The organism is Methylobacterium sp. D48H (genome assembly GCF_053345715.1).
In genome coordinates this window covers 225,685-245,006 of the sequence record NZ_JBKFAP010000005.1, presented here as the reverse complement: position 1 = coordinate 245,006, position 19,322 = coordinate 225,685, and the positions used below count along the sequence as shown (strand labels likewise).

20 protein-coding genes are annotated in these 19,322 nt (G+C 73.6%); 13 read left to right on the top strand and 7 right to left on the bottom strand.

What is annotated here, in order from left to right; translation table 11 throughout:
* Nucleotide 1 precedes the first annotated feature (1 nt).
* Entirely contained in the window at nucleotides 2-1,042 is a 1,041-nt protein-coding gene (gene cobT / locus ACLBX8_RS12880; protein WP_100251971.1) for a nicotinate-nucleotide--dimethylbenzimidazole phosphoribosyltransferase, read from the bottom strand.
* An 86-nt stretch (nucleotides 1,043-1,128) separates the two neighbouring features.
* Here cobT and cobS point away from each other — a divergent pair, with 86 nt between their 5' ends.
* From cobS to ACLBX8_RS12865, 3 genes are read left to right on the top strand one after another with little or no spacing between them, the layout of a single operon-like run.
* Nucleotides 1,129-1,962 carry an adenosylcobinamide-GDP ribazoletransferase gene (gene cobS, locus ACLBX8_RS12875; protein WP_091925884.1) on the top strand — a complete coding sequence of 278 codons (834 nt, stop codon included), beginning with the start codon at nucleotides 1,129-1,131 and terminating at the stop codon, nucleotides 1,960-1,962.
* Between the two features lie 52 nt (nucleotides 1,963-2,014).
* Entirely contained in the window at nucleotides 2,015-2,227 is a 213-nt protein-coding gene (locus ACLBX8_RS12870; RefSeq protein WP_020092317.1) for a DUF1289 domain-containing protein, read from the top strand.
* Nucleotides 2,224-2,916: a retropepsin-like aspartic protease family protein gene (locus ACLBX8_RS12865; RefSeq protein WP_447699097.1), complete on the top strand. Its 693-nt coding sequence runs from the start codon at nucleotides 2,224-2,226 to the stop codon at nucleotides 2,914-2,916. The genes ACLBX8_RS12870 and ACLBX8_RS12865 overlap by 4 nt, the downstream gene beginning before the upstream one ends.
* A 21-nt stretch (nucleotides 2,917-2,937) precedes the next feature.
* Here ACLBX8_RS12865 and dusA read toward each other — a convergent pair whose 3' ends face one another.
* On the bottom strand, nucleotides 2,938-3,996 hold the full coding sequence (gene dusA, locus ACLBX8_RS12860) for a tRNA dihydrouridine(20/20a) synthase DusA (RefSeq protein ID WP_447699098.1): 1,059 nt from the start codon (nucleotides 3,994-3,996) through the stop codon (nucleotides 2,938-2,940).
* A gap of 293 nt (nucleotides 3,997-4,289) precedes the next feature.
* Here dusA and motA point away from each other — a divergent pair, with 293 nt between their 5' ends.
* The 3 genes from motA (at nucleotide 4,290) to ACLBX8_RS12845 (ending at nucleotide 8,585) form a co-directional block, all read left to right on the top strand.
* Nucleotides 4,290-5,153, top strand: a complete 864-nt coding sequence (motA, locus tag ACLBX8_RS12855; protein ID WP_020092314.1) for a flagellar motor stator protein MotA — start codon at nucleotides 4,290-4,292, stop codon at nucleotides 5,151-5,153.
* Between the two features lie 22 nt (nucleotides 5,154-5,175).
* A complete protein-coding gene (locus ACLBX8_RS12850) occupies nucleotides 5,176-6,036 on the top strand; it encodes a flagellar motor protein MotB (protein WP_056532644.1) in 861 nt (286 codons plus the stop codon).
* Between the two features lie 938 nt (nucleotides 6,037-6,974).
* Nucleotides 6,975-8,585, top strand: coding sequence for a methyl-accepting chemotaxis protein (locus tag ACLBX8_RS12845; protein ID WP_234082880.1), 1,611 nt, complete (start codon nucleotides 6,975-6,977; stop codon nucleotides 8,583-8,585).
* A 67-nt stretch (nucleotides 8,586-8,652) separates the two neighbouring features.
* Here ACLBX8_RS12845 and ACLBX8_RS12840 read toward each other — a convergent pair whose 3' ends face one another.
* A complete protein-coding gene (locus ACLBX8_RS12840) occupies nucleotides 8,653-9,528 on the bottom strand; it encodes an SDR family oxidoreductase (RefSeq protein ID WP_091680254.1) in 876 nt (291 codons plus the stop codon).
* Nucleotides 9,529-9,849: 321 nt separating this feature from the next.
* On the opposite strand from ACLBX8_RS12840, the gene ACLBX8_RS12835 reads away from it, so the two are divergent.
* The 3 genes from ACLBX8_RS12835 to ACLBX8_RS12825 all read left to right on the top strand — a co-directional run bounded on the left by ACLBX8_RS12835 (nucleotide 9,850) and on the right by ACLBX8_RS12825 (nucleotide 10,839).
* Nucleotides 9,850-10,020, top strand: a complete 171-nt coding sequence (locus ACLBX8_RS12835; RefSeq protein ID WP_447699099.1) for a hypothetical protein — start codon at nucleotides 9,850-9,852, stop codon at nucleotides 10,018-10,020.
* A 13-nt stretch (nucleotides 10,021-10,033) separates the two neighbouring features.
* Entirely contained in the window at nucleotides 10,034-10,249 is a 216-nt protein-coding gene (locus ACLBX8_RS12830; RefSeq protein ID WP_447699100.1) for a hypothetical protein, read from the top strand.
* A gap of 164 nt (nucleotides 10,250-10,413) precedes the next feature.
* Nucleotides 10,414-10,839 (top strand): GFA family protein, encoded by a 426-nt coding sequence (locus ACLBX8_RS12825; RefSeq protein WP_447699206.1) that lies wholly within the window; start codon nucleotides 10,414-10,416, stop codon nucleotides 10,837-10,839.
* A gap of 95 nt (nucleotides 10,840-10,934) precedes the next feature.
* Here ACLBX8_RS12825 and ACLBX8_RS12820 read toward each other — a convergent pair whose 3' ends face one another.
* Nucleotides 10,935-11,684 (bottom strand): urease accessory protein UreE, encoded by a 750-nt coding sequence (locus ACLBX8_RS12820; protein WP_447715267.1) that lies wholly within the window; start codon nucleotides 11,682-11,684, stop codon nucleotides 10,935-10,937.
* A 251-nt stretch (nucleotides 11,685-11,935) separates the two neighbouring features.
* Here ACLBX8_RS12820 and ACLBX8_RS12815 point away from each other — a divergent pair, with 251 nt between their 5' ends.
* The 3 genes from ACLBX8_RS12815 (at nucleotide 11,936) to ACLBX8_RS12805 (ending at nucleotide 13,850) form a co-directional block, all read left to right on the top strand.
* The gene (locus tag ACLBX8_RS12815) at nucleotides 11,936-12,205 is read left to right on the top strand and encodes a hypothetical protein (protein ID WP_012318984.1); all 270 of its coding nucleotides are present in this window, start codon (nucleotides 11,936-11,938) and stop codon (nucleotides 12,203-12,205) included.
* Nucleotides 12,206-12,357: 152 nt separating this feature from the next.
* Nucleotides 12,358-13,098 carry a TerB family tellurite resistance protein gene (locus tag ACLBX8_RS12810; RefSeq protein ID WP_447681231.1) on the top strand — a complete coding sequence of 247 codons (741 nt, stop codon included), beginning with the start codon at nucleotides 12,358-12,360 and terminating at the stop codon, nucleotides 13,096-13,098.
* Complete coding sequence (locus ACLBX8_RS12805) at nucleotides 13,095-13,850, top strand: N-acetylmuramoyl-L-alanine amidase (RefSeq protein WP_447696651.1); 756 nt, start codon at nucleotides 13,095-13,097, stop codon at nucleotides 13,848-13,850. Before ACLBX8_RS12810 ends, ACLBX8_RS12805 begins: the two co-directional genes overlap by 4 nt.
* Before the next feature lie 24 nt (nucleotides 13,851-13,874).
* On the opposite strand, the gene ACLBX8_RS12800 is transcribed toward ACLBX8_RS12805, so the two are convergent.
* Together ACLBX8_RS12800 and ACLBX8_RS12795 are read right to left on the bottom strand one after the other, a co-directional pair.
* The gene (locus tag ACLBX8_RS12800) at nucleotides 13,875-14,909 is read right to left on the bottom strand and encodes a TerC family protein (protein ID WP_100252268.1); all 1,035 of its coding nucleotides are present in this window, start codon (nucleotides 14,907-14,909) and stop codon (nucleotides 13,875-13,877) included.
* A gap of 271 nt (nucleotides 14,910-15,180) precedes the next feature.
* Nucleotides 15,181-16,728 (bottom strand): MDR family MFS transporter, encoded by a 1,548-nt coding sequence (locus tag ACLBX8_RS12795; protein WP_447699103.1) that lies wholly within the window; start codon nucleotides 16,726-16,728, stop codon nucleotides 15,181-15,183.
* A gap of 256 nt (nucleotides 16,729-16,984) precedes the next feature.
* Between ACLBX8_RS12795 and ACLBX8_RS12790 the strand changes: the two genes are divergently transcribed.
* Nucleotides 16,985-18,202 (top strand): TIGR03862 family flavoprotein, encoded by a 1,218-nt coding sequence (locus tag ACLBX8_RS12790; protein ID WP_447699207.1) that lies wholly within the window; start codon nucleotides 16,985-16,987, stop codon nucleotides 18,200-18,202.
* Nucleotides 18,203-18,212: 10 nt separating this feature from the next.
* Here the strand turns inward: ACLBX8_RS12790 and ACLBX8_RS12785 are convergent, their stop codons facing one another.
* On the bottom strand, nucleotides 18,213-19,115 hold the full coding sequence (locus ACLBX8_RS12785; RefSeq protein WP_447699104.1) for a collagen-like protein: 903 nt from the start codon (nucleotides 19,113-19,115) through the stop codon (nucleotides 18,213-18,215).
* Nucleotides 19,116-19,322 lie beyond the last annotated feature (207 nt).

The window sequence follows — 19,322 nt, the reverse complement described above, 5'->3', positions numbered from 1 at the left end:
TTCAGCCCGCGCCCTTCCCCGACACGCCGGCCTGCGCGAAGGTCGCCATGCCGGTGTGGCAGGCGAGCGCGCCCTTCAGCAGGCCCATCGCCATGCCGGCGCCCGAGGCCTCGCCGAGGCGCATGCCGAGCGCCAGCAGCGGCACCAGCCCGAGCCGCTCCAGAACCTCCGCGTGGGCGCCCTCCGCCGAGACGTGGCCGGCGAGGCAGTGGTCGAGGGCGCCCGGGTCGGCGGCGTGCAGCACGGCCGCGGCGGCGGTCGCCACGTAGCCGTCGATCACCACCGGGATGCGCTGCAGCCGCGCGGCCAGGATCGCCCCCGCCATGGCGGCGATCTCCCGGCCGCCGAGGCGCGCCAGGACCTGGAGCGGGTCGTCGAGGTGGCCGGCATGGTGCGCGAGCGCCGCCTCCACGGCCGCGACCTTCCGGGACAGGCCGTCCCGGTCGACTCCCGTGCCGCGCCCGACCCAGTGGGCGGGATCGCCGCCGAACAGGGCGGCGTAGAGGGCGGCCGCCACCGTGGTGTTGCCGATGCCCATCTCGCCGATGCCGAGGCAGTCGGTGCCGGCGGCCACCGCCTCCATGCCGAACGCCATGGTGGCGACCGTGGCGCGCTCGTCGAGGGCCGGCCCCTCCGCGATGTCGCCGGTGGGCATGTCGAGGGCGAGGTCGAACACCTTGAAGCCGAGGCCGTAGGCCGCGCAGATCTGGTTGATCGCCCCGCCCCCGGCGGCGAAGTTGTCGAGCATCTGGCGGTTGACCGCGTCCGGGAAGGCCGAGACGCCGCGGCGCGTGACCCCGTGGCTGCCGGCGAAGACGCAGACCAGCGGCCGGTCGAAGGTCGGCGGCGCCTTGCCCTGCCACGCCGCCAGCCACGTCACGAGGCTCTCCAGGCGCCCCAGCGAACCGGCGGGCTTCGTCAGGGTCGCGTCCCGGGCCGCGACGGCTTCCTTCGCCTCCGCGTCGGGGCCTGGCATCGCCTTCAGCAGGTTGCGGATGTCGTCGAAGGGGCCGGGTTCGGGAGCGGTCGTCGAATCGGTCATGGCGGCGATGATTTCCTGTGGGCGCCTCCGGACGGGGAGACTATACGGGAGCGGCGCGCGGTGGCGGGCGGATGCGAGAGGCCGCGATGGACAGGCAGACCGGCGGGGAGGCCGACTGGCCCGGGCGCGGCGCCCTCTACGACCTCGCCGGGTGCCTGCGCTTCTACTCCCGCCTGCCGGTGCCGCAACTGCCCGGCGAGCCGGACCCGCACCGGAGCCCCGACTTCACCACCCTGCCGCGGATGCTGCCGCTGGCCGGCCTGATCCTGGCGCTGCCCGCCGCCCTGGTGCTGGCGGCCGGCTGGGCCGTCGGGCTCGGGCCGTTCCTGGCCGCGACCCTCGCGGTGGCGGTCGCCGTGGTGGCGACCGGCGCCCTCCACGAGGACGGGCTTGCCGACGTCGCCGACGGGTTCGGCGGCGGCGCCACGCGGGAGCGCCGCCTGGAGATCATGCGCGACAGCCGGATCGGCGCCTACGGCGGCGCCGCCCTGGTCCTGGCGCTGGCCCTGCGGATCGGCGCCCTGGCGACGCTCCTCGACCGGATCGGCCACGCGGCCGTGACCGGCCTGATCCTGGCGGCCGCCCTGTCGCGGGTCGCCGCCCTCGCCCCGATGGTGCTGCTCGCGCCGGCGCGGCCGGGCGGCCTCTCCGCCTCGGTCGGCCGCCCGGGGCGGGCGAGCCTCGCCACCGCGCTGGGCCTCGGCGCGGTGCTGGCGCTCGGCGCCGTGCCCCTCGGCCTGCCTGTCGGCGGGATCGCTCTGATGATCCTGTGCGCCGGCCTCGCGGCCCTGGGCCTGACCCGGCTGGCGCGCGCCAGGATCGGCGGCCAGACCGGCGACGTCATCGGCGCCTGCCAGCAGGTCGCGGAGATCGCCGCCCTGCTGGCCCTGGTGGCGGCGACGGCGGGCGTGGCGGATTGAGGGAGGCCGCCGCGTCTTGACCCGGCCACGATCCCCCGGCCAAGGATCACCGATGCCGCCCGCGCCGAAACCCTCCTCGCCCTGCACCAAGGTCTGCGTCCTCGACGCCGCGACCGGCCTGTGCTGCGGCTGCGGCCGGACCCGCGACGAGATCGCCGCCTGGGGCTCGCTGTCGGAAGACCGGCGCCGCGCCGTGATGGCGGGGCTCGGCGCCCGGATGCGGGCCGCCGGCCTCACCCCCCTGGAAGCGCCGCTGCCGTCATGATCTATCTCGGCCTCGCGGCCCTCGCCCTGGTTCTCGTCGCCCTGGTCCTCAGCGACGGCAGCGACAGCGTCGGCGGCGTGATCGAGCCCGGCCAGTTGGCGAACCTCGCCTGGACCGGCACGATCCTGCTCCTGGTGGTGGCCGGGTTCTGGCGGCAGTTCACGGCCCGGCTCGGCGCGAACCTGCAGGCGCTCCTGGCCTGGGCGCTGATCGGCCTCGCCCTGGTGATCGGCTACAGCTACCGCGACCGGATCCAGGATGTCGGCGCCCGGGTGCTCGGCGATCTCCGGCCGGGGAGCGCGACCTCGAGCGGCGACGGCGCCGTCACCGTCACCCGGCGGGCGGACGGCGATTTCCGGGTCGACGCCTTGGTCAACGGCCGGGTGCAGCCCTTCCTGTTCGACACCGGGGCGAGCAGCGTCGTGCTCACCGCCGAGAACGCCGCCGCGCTGGGGCTCACGCCCGCGCCCTCCGAGTTCACCGCCCGCGTCTCCACCGCCAACGGCATCACCTACGCGGCGCCGACCCAGCTCGACTCGCTCAGCGTCGGGACGATCACCGAGCGGCGGGTCAACGCCATGGTGGCCAAGCCGGGCGCGCTCTCGGCGAACCTCCTCGGCCAGACCTTCCTGTCGCGGCTCTCCGGCTACGAGGTCCGGGGCGACCGCCTGATCCTGCGCCGGCCCTGACCGGGCCGCCGCGCAAGGCGCTCAGGCGGCGCGGGCCTCGGGGGCGGCGCGGGAGACCAGCGCCACCGCCTCCCGCAGGGTCGCGAGGTCGGCCTCCGGGCGCATCCCGTGGGTCGAGAGGTGGCGCCGGAAGGCCCGCGCGCCCGGCCGGCCGTTGAACAGGCCGAGCATGTGCCGGGTGACCGCGTGGAGGCGCTCGCCCCGGGCGAGGCACGCGGCGATGTAGGGCTCGAACGCTGCGACCGCCGCGAAGGCGTCGGGGGCCGGGGCCGGCACGCCGAACAGGTCGGGATCGACCCCGAGCAGGAGCGCCGGCTCGGTGTAGGCGGCGCGGCCGACCATGACGCCGTCGACCTCGGCGAGCCGCGCCCGCGCGGAATCCAGGTCGCGCAGGCCGCCGTTGACCGCGATCGGCAGGCCGGGAAGCCGCCGCTTCAGCCGCGCGGCGCGGCCGTAATCGAGGGGCGGCACGTCCCGGTTCTCCTTGGGCGAGAGCCCCTGGAGCCAGGCCTTGCGGGCGTGGACGATCAGCCCGTCGACGCCCGCCGCCACCACGGCGTCGGCCAGGGTGTCGAGCGCCGCCTCGGGGTCCTGGTCGTCGACGCCGATCCGGCACTTCACCGTCACCGGCACGGGGACCGCGGCCTTCATGGCGGCGACGCAGTCGCCGACCAGGGCCGGCTCGCGCATCAGGCAGGCGCCGAAGCGGCCCTCCTGCACCCGGTCCGAGGGGCAGCCGACGTTGAGATTGACCTCGTCGTAGCCGAGATCCGCGGCGATCCGGGCGGCCCGCGCCAGGTCCGCCGGGTCCGAGCCGCCGAGCTGGACCGCCACCGGGTGCTCGATCTCCGCGAAGCCGAGCAGGCGCTCCCGCGGCCCGTGCAGCACCGCGCCGGTCGTCACCATCTCGGTGTAGAGGCGGGCGCGCGCCGAGAGGGACCGGTGGAACGCCCGGCAGTGGCGGTCCGTCCAGTCCATCATCGGGGCGACGGAGAAGCGCCATCCGCTGAGAGTTCGGGGTTCTTCCGTTGCGGCAATCACTTGCTGTCGCTCTCGTGCTGTACCTCGGCGATGCCCCATCGGGCGTCGGACTGCTCGGAATCCGGCTGTGCCGTGCCTGCTCGGCCCCGTCCGGTCCCACCGCGGGGGGCGCGATGGGGGCCTATCGTCGAGTCCGCCGGGAAGCACGGGACGACGGGGTATCACGCCCGGACCGTCGTCAAAAGAGACGGCACGGTCCACCGCGGGGCCCGGACCGTCGACCGGCGCGCCCGCCGCGGCTCTAAACGCGCCGTTAACCAAGATCAGTGATTTCCCAGGTCATTGGTAGCGTCGCGCGGGGTGCATCTGCCGCCGCGCAAGGATGGCACATCATGCGGCTGATCGTCGGCACAGTGATCGTCTTCGCCTGCGTCTTCGGCAGCTACGCGGCGATGGGCGGCCATCTGCTGGTCCTGTGGCAGCCGTTCGAGTTCGTCATCATCCTGGGTGCGGCGATCGGCGCCTTCGTCATCGGCAACACCGGGCCGGTGCTCAAGGCCGTGCCCGCCATGCTGGGCACGCTGATCAAGGGCCCCAAGTACAACCAGCAATCCTATGTCGAACTGCTGGGAATGCAGTATTCGTTGTTCAAGCTCGCGAAGCAGAAGGGTGCGATGGCGCTCGAGCCGCACATCGAGGATCCGGGCGAGTCGACGCTGTTCAACGCCTTCCCGACCTTCGCGGCGAACCACCACGCGGTCGAGTTCGTCTGCGACTACATGCGCATGGTGACGCTGGGCGCCAACAACGTCCACGAGATCGACGCGCTCATGGATGAGGAGCTGGAGACGCACCATCAGGAGCAGGAGCGCGTCGTCTCGGCCATGCAGTCGCTTGCCGACGGGACGCCGGCGCTCGGCATCGTCGCCGCCGTGCTCGGCGTGATCAAGACGATGGGGGCGATCAAGGAGCCGCCGGAGGTGCTGGGGCACCTGATCGGCGGCGCGCTCGTCGGCACCTTCTTCGGCGTCTTCGTGGCCTACGGCTTCTTCGGGCCCATGGCGCAGTCGCTCAAGAGTCTCTTCGAGGCCGAGTCCAAGTACTATCTCTCGCTCAAGGCGGGGCTGCTCGCCCACATCGCCGGCCAGCCGCCGGTGATGGCGGTCGAGTTCGCCCGCAAGTCCCTGATGAGCGACGTCCGCCCGACCTTCAACGAAGTGGAAGCGGCGACCGCCGCTCTGCCCGCCCAGAGCTGATCCGACATCCGGGAGGGAGTCCATGGCGACGATCATCATCAAGAAGGTCAAGAAGGCAGCCCACGCCCACCACGGCGGGGCCTGGAAGATCGCCTACGCGGACTTCGTGACCGCCATGATGGCGTTCTTCCTGCTGATGTGGCTGATCAGCATGACGACGCAGGAGCAGAAGATCGGCCTGGCGGAGTACTTCTCGCCGGCGGCTCTGAGCCCTGCGACCAGCGGCGCCGGCGGAATCCTGTACGGGACCGCCCTCGACACGTCCGGCAACAAGCCGTCCACGCCCCGCGACGCGGAGCGGGGCTCCGCCGAGCGGGAGGAGATCACGCGCCCGACCAGCCCGGGGCGCGTCAGCGACGTCGATGCCAGCCGCCCGGTCGCCAACGTGGAGGCCAATTTCAGCGCCATAGCCAGCCTCCGGCAGGCGCTCCAGACGATGCCCGACATCGCCGAACTGTCGAAGAACATCGTGATCGAGCAGACCAAGGAGGGCGTGAACGTCTCCCTCGTGGACCAGGACGGCCGCTCCATGTTCCGCGAGGGGTCCGTCGAGCCCTACGACCGCACCCGTCGCGTGCTGGAGGCCCTCGCGCCCGCCATCCGGCGGCTGCCCAACCGCCTGTCGATCACCGGCTACACGGCCGTCGCGCGCCCGGGCTCGACGCGGGCCGGCGAGCCCTGGAACCTCTCCGCCGGGCGTGCCCTCGCCGTGCGCGAGGTCCTGTCGGGTGCCGGGGTTCCCAACGACAACTTCTCCTCCGTGTCGGGACGCGGCGACACGGAGCCGGTTTTCCCGGACAATCCCTATCTCGCGCCGAACCGGCGGGTGACGATCACGCTGCTCAACGCGAGCCCGCCGGTGCCCCCGAACCTTCTCCGCTGACGCCGGAGCGGCGCGTCGCGTCGGACCGCGACGCGCGCAGCGCCGTCGATGCCGCCTCACGTCACCGCGGCGCGTCACGCGCTCCGCGCGGGACCGCGCGCCGCCGCGTCGCTTCCGGCGCGCGGTGTCGAGGCGGCGCGGGTGGCCGGCGACCGGGCCGAGCGCCCGCGCCGCGCCGAGGCGGTAGGCTGACGGCGCGGCGGCGCGCGCATGTCGCCCGCGAGCGGCACCGCGATCCCTGAGCCCGCCGCGCTCGGAGCCTCCGGGTTCGAGGCCGCACCGGCGCGATCCGGGTCAGCCCCGGGCATTCTCTCGGCCGGGACGCCGGAAATCGATGTCGCGGTCGGGCCGCGCGCCGCGCGCTCCACGGGGCGTGATAGCGTCCGACGATTCACCGCCGGGACCTGCGCGCAATCCGCCTCCCCCGCCCTGACTCCCGGGAGCGGACCGGCGGCAGGCCGCCCGGAGCAGCCGGTCGAGCGCGGCCGACGGGCGGGCGTGGACGACCGGCGGCTCGCTGGCCCGCCGCGTGTCGCGCGGCGTGCACCTCTCGAACGTCGTGTTCCTGCCTCGCCCGCTCCGGCGCCGCGATGCGCGCGTCCGTCGCCGCCTTCGACTGGCCTGACCGCTCGCGGTCCGGCCCGCCGATCGGCGCCCGCGGGCCGTGCGACGGCGGCACGAGACCGTCCGCGACGAGGTCGATCGTCCCGGCCGACCGCTCCGCCGGGAGCGCGATGAAGCATATCTCACATGTGTGGCCGGAATGGAATTATTCCAATGTTCGGCAGATGATCGGCGGGCGCGGCGCCGAAGGACAGTTGATTCGATCCGCGAGCTTCGCGGTGTAGCTTTATTTATAGTTAGGAATATTTGATATGTCGATCGGTAGAAAGATATTTTGTCTTATCAGTAGCATCCTTCTGGCATTCATATCGATCGTGGGCGTCCAGGTCTCGTCCGTCGGCGCGGTGATGATGGAGGGGCGCAAGGCCGCCATCCGCGCCCAGGTCGAGTCGGCGCACGGCATCGTGGCGGCGTTCGCCCGGCAGGCGGAGGCCGGCGCCGTCTCGGCCGACGAGGCGCGGCGGCGCGCGGCGGAGGCGCTGCGGGCCATGCGCTACAACGGCGGCGACTACGTCTTCGTCTACAGCTCGGAGCCGGGCAACATCGGCCGCAACGTCGTGCATCCCGATCCCAAGATCGAGGGCACGCGGTCCCGCGACGACGCGGCGATGAAGAAGACCTTCGTCTGGACGATGATCCAGCACGCCCGGGAGGGCGGCGGCTTCACCGAGTACCGCTGGGCCCGCCTCGGCGAGACCGAGCCCGCCCCGAAGGTCGCCTACTCGCTCGCCTACGAGCCCTGGCAATGGGTCATCAATTCGGCCCTGTACGTGGACGACATCCACGCCCTGGACCGGGCGCGGATGGTCACCACCCTGCTCTGGCTGATCCCCCTCGCGATCGGGATCGGGCTGGTCGGGTTCCTGCTGGCGCGCAGCATCACCCGCCCCCTGAGCGCCTTCACGGCCGCCCTGCGCCGCCTCGCCGGCGGCGCGACGGACGTCGCCATCCCGGGTCTCGGCCGGCGCGACGAGATCGGCCAGATGGCCGAGGCCGCCGGCGTGTTCCGGGACAGCATGATCGAGGCGCGGACCCTGTCGACCGAGCAGCGCGCCGAGCAGGAGCGTCGGCAGGAGCGGGCCCAGTGGATGGAGGCGGTGACCCGCAGCTTCGACACCGAGGCGAGCCAGCTCCTGGCACGGGTCGACACCGCCGCGGCCGGCATGCGGGAGGCCTGTCGGGCGATGGCCGACACCGCCGCGCAGGCGTCGCGGCAGGCCGGCTCGGCCGCCGGGGCGGCGCAGCAGGCCGCCGCCAACGTGCAGACGGTGGCGGCGGCGACCGAGGAGCTGTCCGCCTCGATCGGCGAGATCGGCGGGCAGGTCACCAAGTCGGCCGCGATCGCCGGTCAGGCGGTGAGCGAGGCGGAGCGGACCGACCGGCAGATCCGCGGCCTCGCCGGGGCGGCGGAGCGGATCGGGGAAGTCGTGCGGATCATCTCGGCGATCGCCGAGCAGACCAACCTCCTGGCGCTGAACGCCACGATCGAGGCGGCGCGGGCGGGCGAGTCGGGGCGCGGCTTCGCGGTGGTCGCCGCCGAGGTGAAGGGCTTGGCCGGGCAGACCGCGAAGGCCACGGAGGAGATCACCGCGCAGATCGCGGCGATCCAGGGCGAGACGACGGAGGCGGTCGGCGCGGTCCACTCGATCGGGAGGACCGTCGACACGATGAACGCGATCGCCAGCGCGATCGCGGCGGCGGTCGAGCAGCAGCGGTTCGCCACCGGGCACATCTCGCAGAACATCGACGAGGCCGCCCGGGGGACCGACGCGGTGAGCGCGAACGTGGTCTCGGCCTCGTCGGCGGCGGAGGCGACGCACCGCGTGGCCGGGGAGGTCGGTGCCGCGGCCGGCGACGTCTGCCGCAGCGCCGAGGCCCTGCGCGCCGAGGTGATGCGCTTCCTCGTCGAGATGCGCGCCGCCTGAGCGCGCCGTCGCCCCGGACGGGCGCCGCTGCCGCGGGCCTGTCCGGGAAACGCGCGGGAGAGGCGCGTCAGAACACCGGCATGGCCCCGGCCACCGTGACGAGCGCGCCCGACGTGTAGCTGCTCTCCTCGGAGGCCAGCATCACGTAGGCCGAGGCGAGTTCGGCCGGTTGTCCGGGCCGGCCGAACGGCACCTGACTGCCGAAGGATTTCACCGAATCCTGGCTCATCCCGGAGGGGATGAACGGGGTCCAGATCGGCCCGGGCAGCACGCCGTTCACGCGCACGCCCTTCTCGGCGAGGAGCTGGGCCAAGCTGAGCACCATGTTGCTCAGGGCGCCCTTGGTGGCGCTGTAGGCCATGAGCGACGGCATCGGGTGCTTGGAATTCACCGAGGAGGTGAAGATCACCGAGGCGCCGGGCTTCAGATGGGCGAGCGCCGCCTTGGTCACGTAGAACGCGCCGAACACGTTGGTGCGGAAATGGTCCTCGAACACGGCGTCGTCGATCGCGGCGAGGTCCTCGTTCGGCTGCTGGAACGCGCCGTTGTTGACCAGCACGTCGAGGCGCCCGAACGTCTCGACGGTGCGGGCGACGATCTGGCGCCCGTAGGCGGCGTCCTTGAGGTCACCCGGCAGGAGCAGCGCCCGCCGACCCGCCTTCTCGACCCACTGGGCGACCGCCTCCGCGTCGGCCTGCTCGTCCGGCAGGTAGGAGATGGCGATGTCGGCCCCCTCCCGGGCGAAGGCGATGGCGACCGCGCGGCCGATACCGGAATCGCCGCCGGTGATCAGCGCGGCCTGGCCGGTCAGCTTGCCCGAGCCCTTGTAGCTCGCCTCGCCGTGGTCGGGTTCGGGCTCCATGCGGCCGGTCTTGCCGGGGAAGCTCTGGGGCTGCGCCGCGAAGGGCGGGCGGGGATACTTGTGCAGCGGATCCGTGGTCACGCGTCGTCTCCGATGGGGATGCCGGTCCAACCGCACGGCATCCCGGGTGTTCCGGTGCCCTGGCGCCGCGCCCTGCCGGCACAGCCCCGTTCGAGGCCGCCCGCCCCCCTCCCCCCTCGCGGACAACACGAACCCGTGTGCCGGCGAGGGGCCGACACAGGTCAGCAACAGCCGCTCGTCACTCTGGCCGAGAGGAGGTCCCGCCATGATCGACGTTCAGCCGGAGGATCGGGCCGCCCGCGTGATCGACCGGGTCCTGATCTGCGCAGCGATGCTCTCGCTCACCTTCGGACTGGCGACGGGCCTGTGGGGTCTGCTGCAGTGAGCCGGCCCGGGGATCCGGGTCCCGCGCAGGGATCCGGGGCGCGGATCACGATCCGGCCCGGTCGCGCGCCCGCGCGGCGGTCCGGACGCGACTACACCGCCGTGACGCTGATCGGAGCGGGACTCACGGTGCTCGCGCTCGCGCTGCTGCTGGTCGGGATCCCGTGAGCGGTCGCCGGCGATGCTGCTGAACCGCGTCCTCGTCGCCGCGCTGGTCGTCGCGGTCGCGGCGTTCCTGCTGTACCTGGCGGCCCTCGCCCGCGCGGCGCTGTCGCCCAACGAGCCCTACGCGTCCAGCATCGGCCTCACCCTCGACCAGTGCGTGGCCGCCCAGGACAGCCTGTCCGCCGAGGCGTCGCGCCTCTACTGCCTCAGGCCCGTCCCGAAGCGCCTGTGACCGGCAGGGATCTCGGCCCGCCGGAGTCCCTGCGTGAGTTTTCCTGACACATCGTGTGAGGACATGGTGATTGTCCGCACGGTGCCGGAAACTTAGGGTCCGGTGTGCCGGCTGGCTCCGCCACCGCGCCCGATCGCAGGAAAACGCACGGGATGCCCAGCACCATGGCGGACGACGCGACGACCTGGTCCGGACGCTGCCACTGCGGGGCGGTGCGCTTCGAGGCGGCCCTCGACGACGATCTCGCGTCGATCCGACGCTGCACTTGTTCCTACTGCCGCATGCGCGGCGCCGTCGTCGTCATGGCGCGGCCGGGCGGGGTGAGGATCCTGGAGGGGGCGGAGGCGCTGACGACCTACCGGTTCCATACCGGGGCGGCGCAGCACTTCTTCTGCTCCCGCTGCGGCGTCTACACGCACCATCAGCGACGGTCGGACCCGAACGTCCACGCCGTCAACGTGGCCTGCCTGGACGGGGTCAGTCCCTTCGACTTTCCGGAGGTCCCGGTGATGGACGGCGTCAATCACACGAACGACACCGGCCAGCCCACGCGGCGCGCCGGCACGCTGCGCTTCGTCCCGGCAGAGTGACGGTCGCGTAGGGCTGTGTGAGGGCCGCGTGACGGTGGCGGACCGTCCGCGGTGTGTGCCCGGTGCGGGATCCCCGATCGGGCCCGGCTCAACCGCTAGTGATCGTGGCCGCAGCCGCAGCCGGGACCGTGCACGTGGCCGTGCTTCTGGTGCCCGTGCTCGTGATCATGGCCGTGATCATGGCTGTGATCATGGCTGTGATCATGGCTGTGACCGTGGGCATGATCGTGGCCGTGCTTCTCGTGCCCGTGATCGTGGCTGTGCCCATGATCGTGCGCGTGGGCGTGGTCATGCCCGTGGTCATGCCCGTGGTCATGGCCGTGCTCATGGCCGTGCTCATGGCCGTGCTCATGCCCGTGGTCGTGATGATGGTGGGCGTGATGGTCGTGCCCGTGATCGTGCCCGCAGGTGCTGTGATCGTGGGCGGCCTGCTCGGGACGGAAGGCACGGGAGACCGGGGTCGCGACGCAGCCCTGCCCGCGCACCAGCTCGGCCGCGGCGGGCGTCGCCGGCACGTAGAGCACGTCCGCGCCGATCTCGGCGTCCACGTGGCTGCCGCCGAGCTGCCAGGCCAGGCGCAGCAGGCGGGCCGGATTCTCGGCGCGCACCTCCAGGAGGTCCTCGGCGGCCGCCCGCACCGCGACGAGCCGGCCGTCGTCGAGGCGCAGGGCGTCGCCGTCCTCGAGCGCCGCGGCCTTGGTGAGCGCGACGTCGAAGCTGAGGCCGCCCTCGGCGACCAGGGATCCGGCGACGGCAGCCCGGCCCGCGCGGTCGAGGGTCACCGTGTCGGCGACGCGGTCGGCGCGGACCGCGGCCCGGCGGACGATCGTGGTGGCTGTCGGCATGGGACCCTCGGACATGTGCCGGACTGGTGCCGGGCGTGGTGCCGGATAGGGCGTCGCGGCACCGCGGCCGGAGCGCCTCCGAACGTGGCATAGGGCGAGACGGGAACCGGGCGCAACTCGTCTGGCAACGCGTCTCGCGGCCGATGGAACCTTAGCCGTATGGCCGACATTCCTTTCCTGCTAAGCTCGACCCGATCCGCAACGATCACGGCCACCGGCCGGACCGGATTCACAAGGGAGTTCTGGGGACCATGAAGAAGCTGACGGCCGCCGCCATCGCCACCATCGCCGCCCTCTCGCTCGCCGGCTGCAACACCCCGGAGGACCGGGCTCTGGGCGGCGCCGGCCTCGGCGCCCTGACCGGTGCCGCGATCGGCGCGGCGGCCACCGGCCGCGCGGGCGGTGCCCTGGCGGGTGCCGCGATCGGCGGCGCCGGCGGCGCCATCGTGGGCGCCTCGACCGCGCCGCGCTGCCCCTACGGCACCTATCGCGACGCCTACGGCAACGTGTACTGCCGCTGAGCTGAAGGGGAAGGGCCGGGCGCGCCCCGGCCCTTCCTCGCGGCGTGCGGAGCGGCTATCCCGTCGCTCGGCCGGGCCCGTCCCGGTGCCGGAACCCCGCCGCCGCCGATGACAGAGCCGAGCCGAGGATCAGCGCCGGGACCGGTCGTCCCATGAATCAGGCGACCAAGACTCAGGGCGTCTGGGGCAAGCTCGGCGGCGCCGGATTCGGCCTCGCGATCGGCGGCCCCCTCGGGGCGCTGATCGGCGGGGTCGCCGGTCATTTCCTGCTCGACCGCGTCGGCGCGCCCTTCGGGCGGACGCCGCGCGACGTCGTGTTCACCACCGGACTCGTGGCGCTCGCCGCCAAGATGGCCAAGTCCGACGGCGTCGTGCTGCCCTCGGAGGTCGAGGCGTTCGGCCGGGTCGTGCAGGTGGAGCCGTCCGCGCGGGCGGGCGTCGAGCGCCTGTTCGACCTCGCCAAGAAGACCACGAACGGCTTCGAGGCCTACGCCCAGCAGCTGGCGACCACCTTCGGCGACGAGCCGGCGCTCCTCGAGGACGTGCTCGACGGCCTGTTCCAGATCGCCGGCGCCGACGGGGCGCTGCACGAGGCCGAGGAGCGCTACCTGCGCGCGGTCTCGGGCATCTTCGGCTTCGACGAGGCGGCGTTCCGGCGCATCGCCGCCCGCCACGTGCGGCTGCCGGACGATCCCTACGGCGTCCTCGGGCTCGACCGCGAGGCGGACGACGCCGCCGTGAAGGCCCGCCACCGGGCGCTGGTGGCCGAGCACCACCCGGACCGGGCGCTCGCCCGCGGCCTGCCGACGGAGGCGGTGGCCATCGCCACGCGGCGGCTCGCCGCGATCAACGCCGCCTATGACCGGATCGCGCAGGAGCGCGGGCTGCGGTGAGCCTGACCCCCGACAGCCCCCTCGCCCGCCGCGTCGCGCCCTCGCCGAACCACGGCGCCCGCCGCGCGGGGCCGCTCGATATGCTGATCCTGCACTACACCGGGATGGACAGCGGGGCCGCCGCCCTCGCGCGCCTGCGCGACCCGCTGAGCGAGGTCTCGGCGCACTACCTCGTGTTCGAGGATGGCGGGATCGTCCAGATGGTGCCGGAGGCCCGCCGGGCCTGGCACGCCGGCGCCGGCGCCTGGAAGGGCGAGACCGACGTCAATTCCCGGTCGATCGGGATCGAGATCGTCCATCCGGGCCATGCCGGCGGCCTGCCGCCCTACCCGGAGGCGCAGGTCGAGGCGGTGATCGCGCTGGCCCGGGACATCCTCGGCCGCTGGCCGATCCCGCCGGAGCGGGTGCTCGCCCATTCCGACGTCGCGCCCGAGCGCAAGGAGGATCCGGGAGAGATCTTTCCATGGGACCGTCTGGCGGCGGCGGGGGTGGGCCACCGCGTGCCCCCCGCCCGCCTCCAGGACGGCCGGTTCTTCGCGCGGGGCGATGCCGGCCAGCCCGTCGAGGCGCTGCAGGCGATGTTCGCGCTCTACGGCTACGACCTGCCGGTGACCGGGCTGTTCGACGCGCGCACCCAGGCGGTGGTCACCGCGTTCCAGCGCCACTTCCGCCCGGCGCGGGTGGACGGCGTGGCCGACGCCTCGACCATCACCACCCTGCGCGACCTGATCGCGGCGCTGCCGCCGGCCTGAGGGCCGGGCGCCCGCCGGGCCCCCTCAGGCGCGGTGGGCCCGGGCCTCACGGGGGTGCCCGGCCTCAGGGGCCGGCGCGACCGGCGCGTCGGTCCGGGTCCGCCAGAGGCTGTAGACGACGCCGGCCGCCAGCAGCGTCAGGGTCACCACCAGGGAGACCCAGGGCTGCACGTGGACGAGCTCGAACGTGTCGGCGACCACGATCTTGGCGCCGATGAAGATCAGGATGAAGGCGAGGGCCGTCTTCAGGTAGGCGAACCGGTCGACCATCGCGGCGAGGGCGAAGTAGAGGGCGCGCAGGCCCAGGATCGCGAAGATGTTGGAGGTGTAGACCACGAACGTGTCGGTGGTGATCGCGAAGATCGCCGGCACGCTGTCGACCGCGAAGATCACGTCGGCGCCGTTCACCAGCACCAGGGCGAGGGCCAGCGGTGTGAAGTACAGGGCGACCTTGCCGGTCTTCGGGTCGGTCTTGCGCACGGTGAAGCGCTGGCCGTGCAGGTCGGGGGTGACCCGGAAGGTCGTCTTGAACCAGCGCACGACGGCGCTGTTCTGGAAGTCGCCCTCCTCCTCGTCGCCCGCGATCAGGATCTTCAGGCCGGCGTAGATCAGGAAGGCGGCGAACAGGGAGAGCACCCAGTGCACCTCGTGCACCAGGGCGGCACCGAGCCCGATCATCAGGCCGCGCAGCACCACGGCCGCCAGGATGCCCCAGAGGAGGACCCGGTGCTGGGCCGCCCGCGGGATGCCCAGGGCCGTGAGGATCATGGCGATGACGAAGACGTTGTCCATCGACAGCGACTTCTCGACCACGAGGCCGGTGACGTACTCCTCGGCGGAAGACGGCCCGAGATACCACCAGATCCAGCCGCCGAAGGCGAGGCCGAGGGCGAGGTAGAAGCCGGTGAGAGCCAAGCTCTCCCGGACGCCGATCTCGTGCTCCTTGTCGCGGTGGAGGAGCCCGAGGTCGAAGGCGAGCAGGCAGGCGATCAGGACGTGGAACCCGAGCCACATCCACAACGGCTTGCCGAGCCATTCGACGGTGAGGACGTCCATCATGTGCGGGACCTGATGCTGATTCCAAATGGAAAGCATCGGCTCCGACATCACGGGCGCTGAGGAGCGCCCGCCAGAGGGGCCCGCAGCCGATGGGGCCGACGTAAGGGGTGATCCGGGCGAATCAAGGGCAAGATGCCCGGGCGGTGCGCGGGCCGGTGACGATCTCCGGCCCCCGTGGCCCCGATGCGACGCGGGCGCGCGTGTCGGGGCGACCTCCGGTCCCGGACGGGAACGCGGGGGTTGAGGGAACGCGTCCGGTGCCGCGAGGCCGTCAGGCGGAGGCCTCCGGGGTCTCGGCGGCCATCCTGGGCGACGTGCGCTCGCGCAGGGGCCGCTCCTCCATCAGCGCCAGGAACGTGAAGGCCCCGAGCAGGCCGAGGCAGGCGGCCAGGAAGACGTGGCGGAAGGTCAGGGCGAGCTGGGCCGGGTCCGCGCCGCGGATCAGGCTCTCCACGTCGTGGGCCCCTCCCCCCGCCCCGCCGGCGGCGCCGCCGAGCACGATCGTGCCGAAGGCCGCCACGATCAGCGCCCCGCCGAGGGAGCGGAAGAAGTTCATCGCGGCGGTGGCGATGCCGAGCTGGTGCGTCTCCACCGCGTTCTGGATCGAGATGGTCGAGAGCGGCAGGATCGTCCCGATCCCCATGGAGAGCAGCGCGAACAGCACCTCCATGAGCCAGAAGGGCAGCGCCCGGCCCTGCCAGGCGATGGTGGCGCAGCAGGCGAGGCTGACGCACATCATCGCCAGGGGCACGCGCTTGTAGTGCCGGAAATGGAGCATCGACCGGCCCGACAGGGTCGCGCCCGTGACGGTGCCGATCATCAGCGGCACCAGGGCCACCCCGGACTCGCTCGCCGAGAGCCCGATCACCCCTTCGAGGAAGATCGGCACGTAGATGGTGAGCCCGATGAAGGTGCCCATGGCGAAGCACGCGGCCAGCGTCGCGCTGTAGACCACCCGGTCCTTGAGCACCTCCGTGGGGATCAGCGGCTCGGCCGCCGTGGCGAGCCGCGCCGCGAAGGCGCCGCCCAGCACGGCCGCCCCGGCGAGGAGGGCGAGGACCGGCGCCGAGTCCCAGGGATAGCGCACCCCGCCCCAGCTCAGGGCCAGCAGGAGGGTGACGGAGCCCGCCACCATCAGGGCGGCGCCGGGATAGTCCAGCCGGTGGCGGCGCTCGTGGCGGGGCAGGCGCTTGAGGTTGGCGTTGGTGAGCGCGAAGGCGAGGACGCCGATCGGCAGGTTGATCCAGAAGATCAGGGACCAGTGCAGGTGCTGGGCGAAGAGGCCGCCGAGCAGCGGCCCCGCCACCGAGGCCGTCACGAACACGCCCGCGATCACCACCTGGTAGCGCGCCCGCTCCTTGGGCGACATGATGTCGGCCAGGATGGTCTGCGCCAGGGCGATCAGCCCGCCGCCGCCGACACCCTGGAGACCTCGGGCGAGCGCCAGCGCCACCATCGTGGGCGCGAGCGCGCAGGCGAGCGAGCCGACCACGAAGGTCGCGATGGCGATCAGCAGCATGACCCGCCGGCCGTGGATGTCGCTGAGCTTGCCGTAGAGCGGGGTCACCGCCGTGGAGGCCAGCAGGTAGGCGGTGACGATCCAGGGCAGGTTCGCGGCGTCGCCGAGGTCGAGGCCGATGGTCGGCATGGCGGTCGCCACGATGGTCTGGTCGAGGGCCGCGAGCAGCATCGCGGTCATCAGCCCGTAGACGATGGCGCGGATCTCGCCGGGGCTGAGCGCGGCCTGCGGGGCGGGCCGCGCCTGGGCCTGCGCCTGGGCCTGCGGCTGGATCTCGGTGACGGCGACGGGACTGGCCACGTGTCTGAGAGCCTCTGATCCGGACCGTGCCGGCCGACCGTCCGGGACGGACGGGGCCTGGGGCGGCATGAGGGGGGCGCGGGCGGGCCGCGGTCGCGGGCCGGTGCACCGGTAACCGCGGCGCCCGGGATCGGGAAGAACGTGCGTTCGGGCGTGTCCGTTTCCTAGCGCAACGCCGGAGGCCGGCCCATGGCGCCCGGCGCCGATCCGGCCTTCGCCCTTGACAGAGGGTGCCGGGCTGTCGCTCTCCCGCCCCATGCCGGATGACAGGGACGCAATCGCCATCGTGGGCGGGGGGCCCGCCGGGCTCGCCGCGGCCGAGGTGCTGGGCGAGGCCGGCCGCGCGGTCACGGTCTACGAGCGCATGCCGTCGGTCGCCCGCAAGCTGCTGATCGCCGGGCGCGGCGGCCTCAACATCACCCACGGCGAGGCGCGGGCCGAGTTCCTCGCCCGCTACCATCCGCGCGGCGCCCTCGATGCGGCCATCGCGGCCTTCCCGCCCGACGCGCTCAGGGCGTGGTGCGCGGATCTCGGCGAGCCGACCTTCGTCGGCACGAGCGGGCGCGTCTTCCCGCGCAGCTTCAAGGCCTCGCCCCTGCTGCGGGCGTGGCTGGCGCGGCTCGACCGCCTCGGCGTCCGGATCCGCACCCGCCACCGGCTCACGGGGATCGCCGGGGGCCTGCGCTTCGAGACCCCGGACGGTCCCCTGGACCTCCGGCCGCGCGCCACCCTGCTGGCGCTGGGCGGGGCGAGCTGGCCGCGCCTCGGCTCGGACGGGCGCTGGGTGCCGCTCCTCGAGGGGCTCGGCGTGGCGGTGTCGCCCCTGCGTCCGGCCAATGCCGGCTTCGCGGCGGCGTGGTCAGACCTGTTCCGGGAGCGGTTCTCCGGCGCGCCGCTGAAGCGGGTGGCGCTCACCTGCGCGGGCACAACGGTGCGGGGCGAGGCCGTGATCACCGAGGCCGGCCTCGAGGGCGGGGCGGTCTACGCCCTCTCGCGCGTCCTGCGCGAGGCGATCGCGGCCGGGGGCAGCGCGCGGCTCGTCGTGGATCTCCGCCCGGACCTGACCCGGGATGCCCTCGCCCGCCGCCTGTCCGGCGCCCGGCCGGGCGACTCGGCCGCGACCCGGCTGCGCAAGGCCGCGGGCCTCGCGCCCGCGGCGGCGGGGCTGCTGCGCGAGGCGGCCGGCGCCGCCCTCCCGGCGGAGCCCGGGGCCCTCGCCGAGCTGATCAAGGCGGCGCCCGTCACCCTCACCGCCTCCGCGCCGATCGAGCGGGCGATCTCGACGGCGGGCGGCGTCCGGCTCGACGCGCTGGACGGGCGGTCCATGCTGCGCGCCCATCCCGGCCTGTTCCTGGCCGGCGAGATGCTCGACTGGGAGGCGCCGACCGGCGGCTACCTCCTCCAGGGCGCCTTCGCGGGCGGCCGGTCGGCCGCCGCCGGGATGCTCGACTGGCTGCGCGAGACCGGCGGCTGACCCGCCCGGCTCACGGCCGCGTGCAGAACCCGACGATGCCGGTCGCCTCCGCCGGGCAGCTGGCGCCCTCCCCGTCGTAGACCGGCGCGCCGCCCTTGAGGCAGTGGGCCGTGACCAGCATCTCCCCGGTCCCGCAGGTGATCGCGCAGCCTCCCGGGCAGTCGGACTTGCGCACGGGCCGCAGGCTGGCGGCCTCGCCCTTCGGGCCCGGGCCGCCCTGCGGCCCGATCGGCCCCCGCGAGCCCGGTGCGCCCGGCGGGCCCGAGGCTCCCGTGTCGCCCTTCGGGCCCGGTGCGCCCTGCGGGCCGGCCGCGCCCGTGGCACCGGGCTCCCCCTTCGGGCCGGGCTCGCCCTGGGGACCCGTATCGCCCTTGAGGCCCTGATCTCCCTTGAGACCCTGATCCCCCTTGGGACCGGTCTCGCCCCTGGCCCCTGTCTCGCCCTTGGCCCCCGTCTCGCCGGGCGGTCCCGCCGCACCCTGGGGACCGGGCGGTCCGGGCGGACCCTCGGGCGCGCAGTTCGCCACGACCGCCTCGCGCTCGTCCGGCTCCGCCTTCAGCGTCACCACGCAGGTCGAGGGCCGGTAGGGCAGCCGGAAGGTGAACCGGCCGCGCCGGTCGGCCTGGATCGAGATGTCGTCGTCCAGCACCACGATCGCGCCGGGCTTGCGCACGGAGCCCGAGATCCTCAGGTCGCCGGCCTCGATCCGCGCGTCGTAGACCATGATCGGCTGGCTCGGGGCCTGCGCGTGGCGGACCCGCGGGCGGGCCGGGCGCGCCCGCCCCGTCGCGGGGGCGGACGCGGCCGGATCCGGGGCGGCGGCACCCGGCGGATCCGCCTGCTGGCCGAGCGCCGCGCCCGGCAGGGCGAGCAGGAGCGTCAGGGTGAGGGCTGAGCTGAGGGCTGAGCGCATGCGCGGTCCGGTTCGGCCGCGTCACGCGCGCGGCGTCCGGACATTGGTCTCGCCCTGCGATTGCGGTCAACCGCGACCTCGGACCCCGCGGGGGCGGCCGATTCCACAGGCGTCCACAGCCGTCCACAGGCCAAGCCGCTGCCGCCACGTGCGATTCCGGGACCCCGCGGAAACCGTTTGTGCATGTTCCTGTTATGTTCCTATCGT

What these genes read in the sequence shown, in the direction of transcription:
- cobT (WP_100251971.1), bottom strand. Translation starts at nt 1,042, where the DNA reads ATGACCGATTCGACGACCGCTCCCGAACCCGGCCCCTTCGACGACATC.
- cobS (WP_091925884.1), top strand. Translation starts at nt 1,129, where the DNA reads ATGGACAGGCAGACCGGCGGGGAGGCCGACTGGCCCGGGCGCGGCGCC.
- ACLBX8_RS12870 (WP_020092317.1), top strand. Translation starts at nt 2,015, where the DNA reads ATGCCGCCCGCGCCGAAACCCTCCTCGCCCTGCACCAAGGTCTGCGTC.
- ACLBX8_RS12865 (WP_447699097.1), top strand. Translation starts at nt 2,224, where the DNA reads ATGATCTATCTCGGCCTCGCGGCCCTCGCCCTGGTTCTCGTCGCCCTG.
- dusA (WP_447699098.1), bottom strand. Translation starts at nt 3,996, where the DNA reads ATGGGGCATCGCCGAGGTACAGCACGAGAGCGACAGCAAGTGATTGCC.
- motA (WP_020092314.1), top strand. Translation starts at nt 4,290, where the DNA reads ATGCGGCTGATCGTCGGCACAGTGATCGTCTTCGCCTGCGTCTTCGGC.
- ACLBX8_RS12850 (WP_056532644.1), top strand. Translation starts at nt 5,176, where the DNA reads ATGGCGACGATCATCATCAAGAAGGTCAAGAAGGCAGCCCACGCCCAC.
- ACLBX8_RS12830 (WP_447699100.1), top strand. Translation starts at nt 10,034, where the DNA reads ATGCTGCTGAACCGCGTCCTCGTCGCCGCGCTGGTCGTCGCGGTCGCG.
- ACLBX8_RS12825 (WP_447699206.1), top strand. Translation starts at nt 10,414, where the DNA reads ATGGCGGACGACGCGACGACCTGGTCCGGACGCTGCCACTGCGGGGCG.
- ACLBX8_RS12820 (WP_447715267.1), bottom strand. Translation starts at nt 11,684, where the DNA reads ATGCCGACAGCCACCACGATCGTCCGCCGGGCCGCGGTCCGCGCCGAC.
- ACLBX8_RS12815 (WP_012318984.1), top strand. Translation starts at nt 11,936, where the DNA reads ATGAAGAAGCTGACGGCCGCCGCCATCGCCACCATCGCCGCCCTCTCG.
- ACLBX8_RS12810 (WP_447681231.1), top strand. Translation starts at nt 12,358, where the DNA reads ATGAATCAGGCGACCAAGACTCAGGGCGTCTGGGGCAAGCTCGGCGGC.
- ACLBX8_RS12800 (WP_100252268.1), bottom strand. Translation starts at nt 14,909, where the DNA reads ATGATGGACGTCCTCACCGTCGAATGGCTCGGCAAGCCGTTGTGGATG.
- ACLBX8_RS12790 (WP_447699207.1), top strand. Translation starts at nt 16,985, where the DNA reads ATGCCGGATGACAGGGACGCAATCGCCATCGTGGGCGGGGGGCCCGCC.
- ACLBX8_RS12785 (WP_447699104.1), bottom strand. Translation starts at nt 19,115, where the DNA reads ATGCGCTCAGCCCTCAGCTCAGCCCTCACCCTGACGCTCCTGCTCGCC.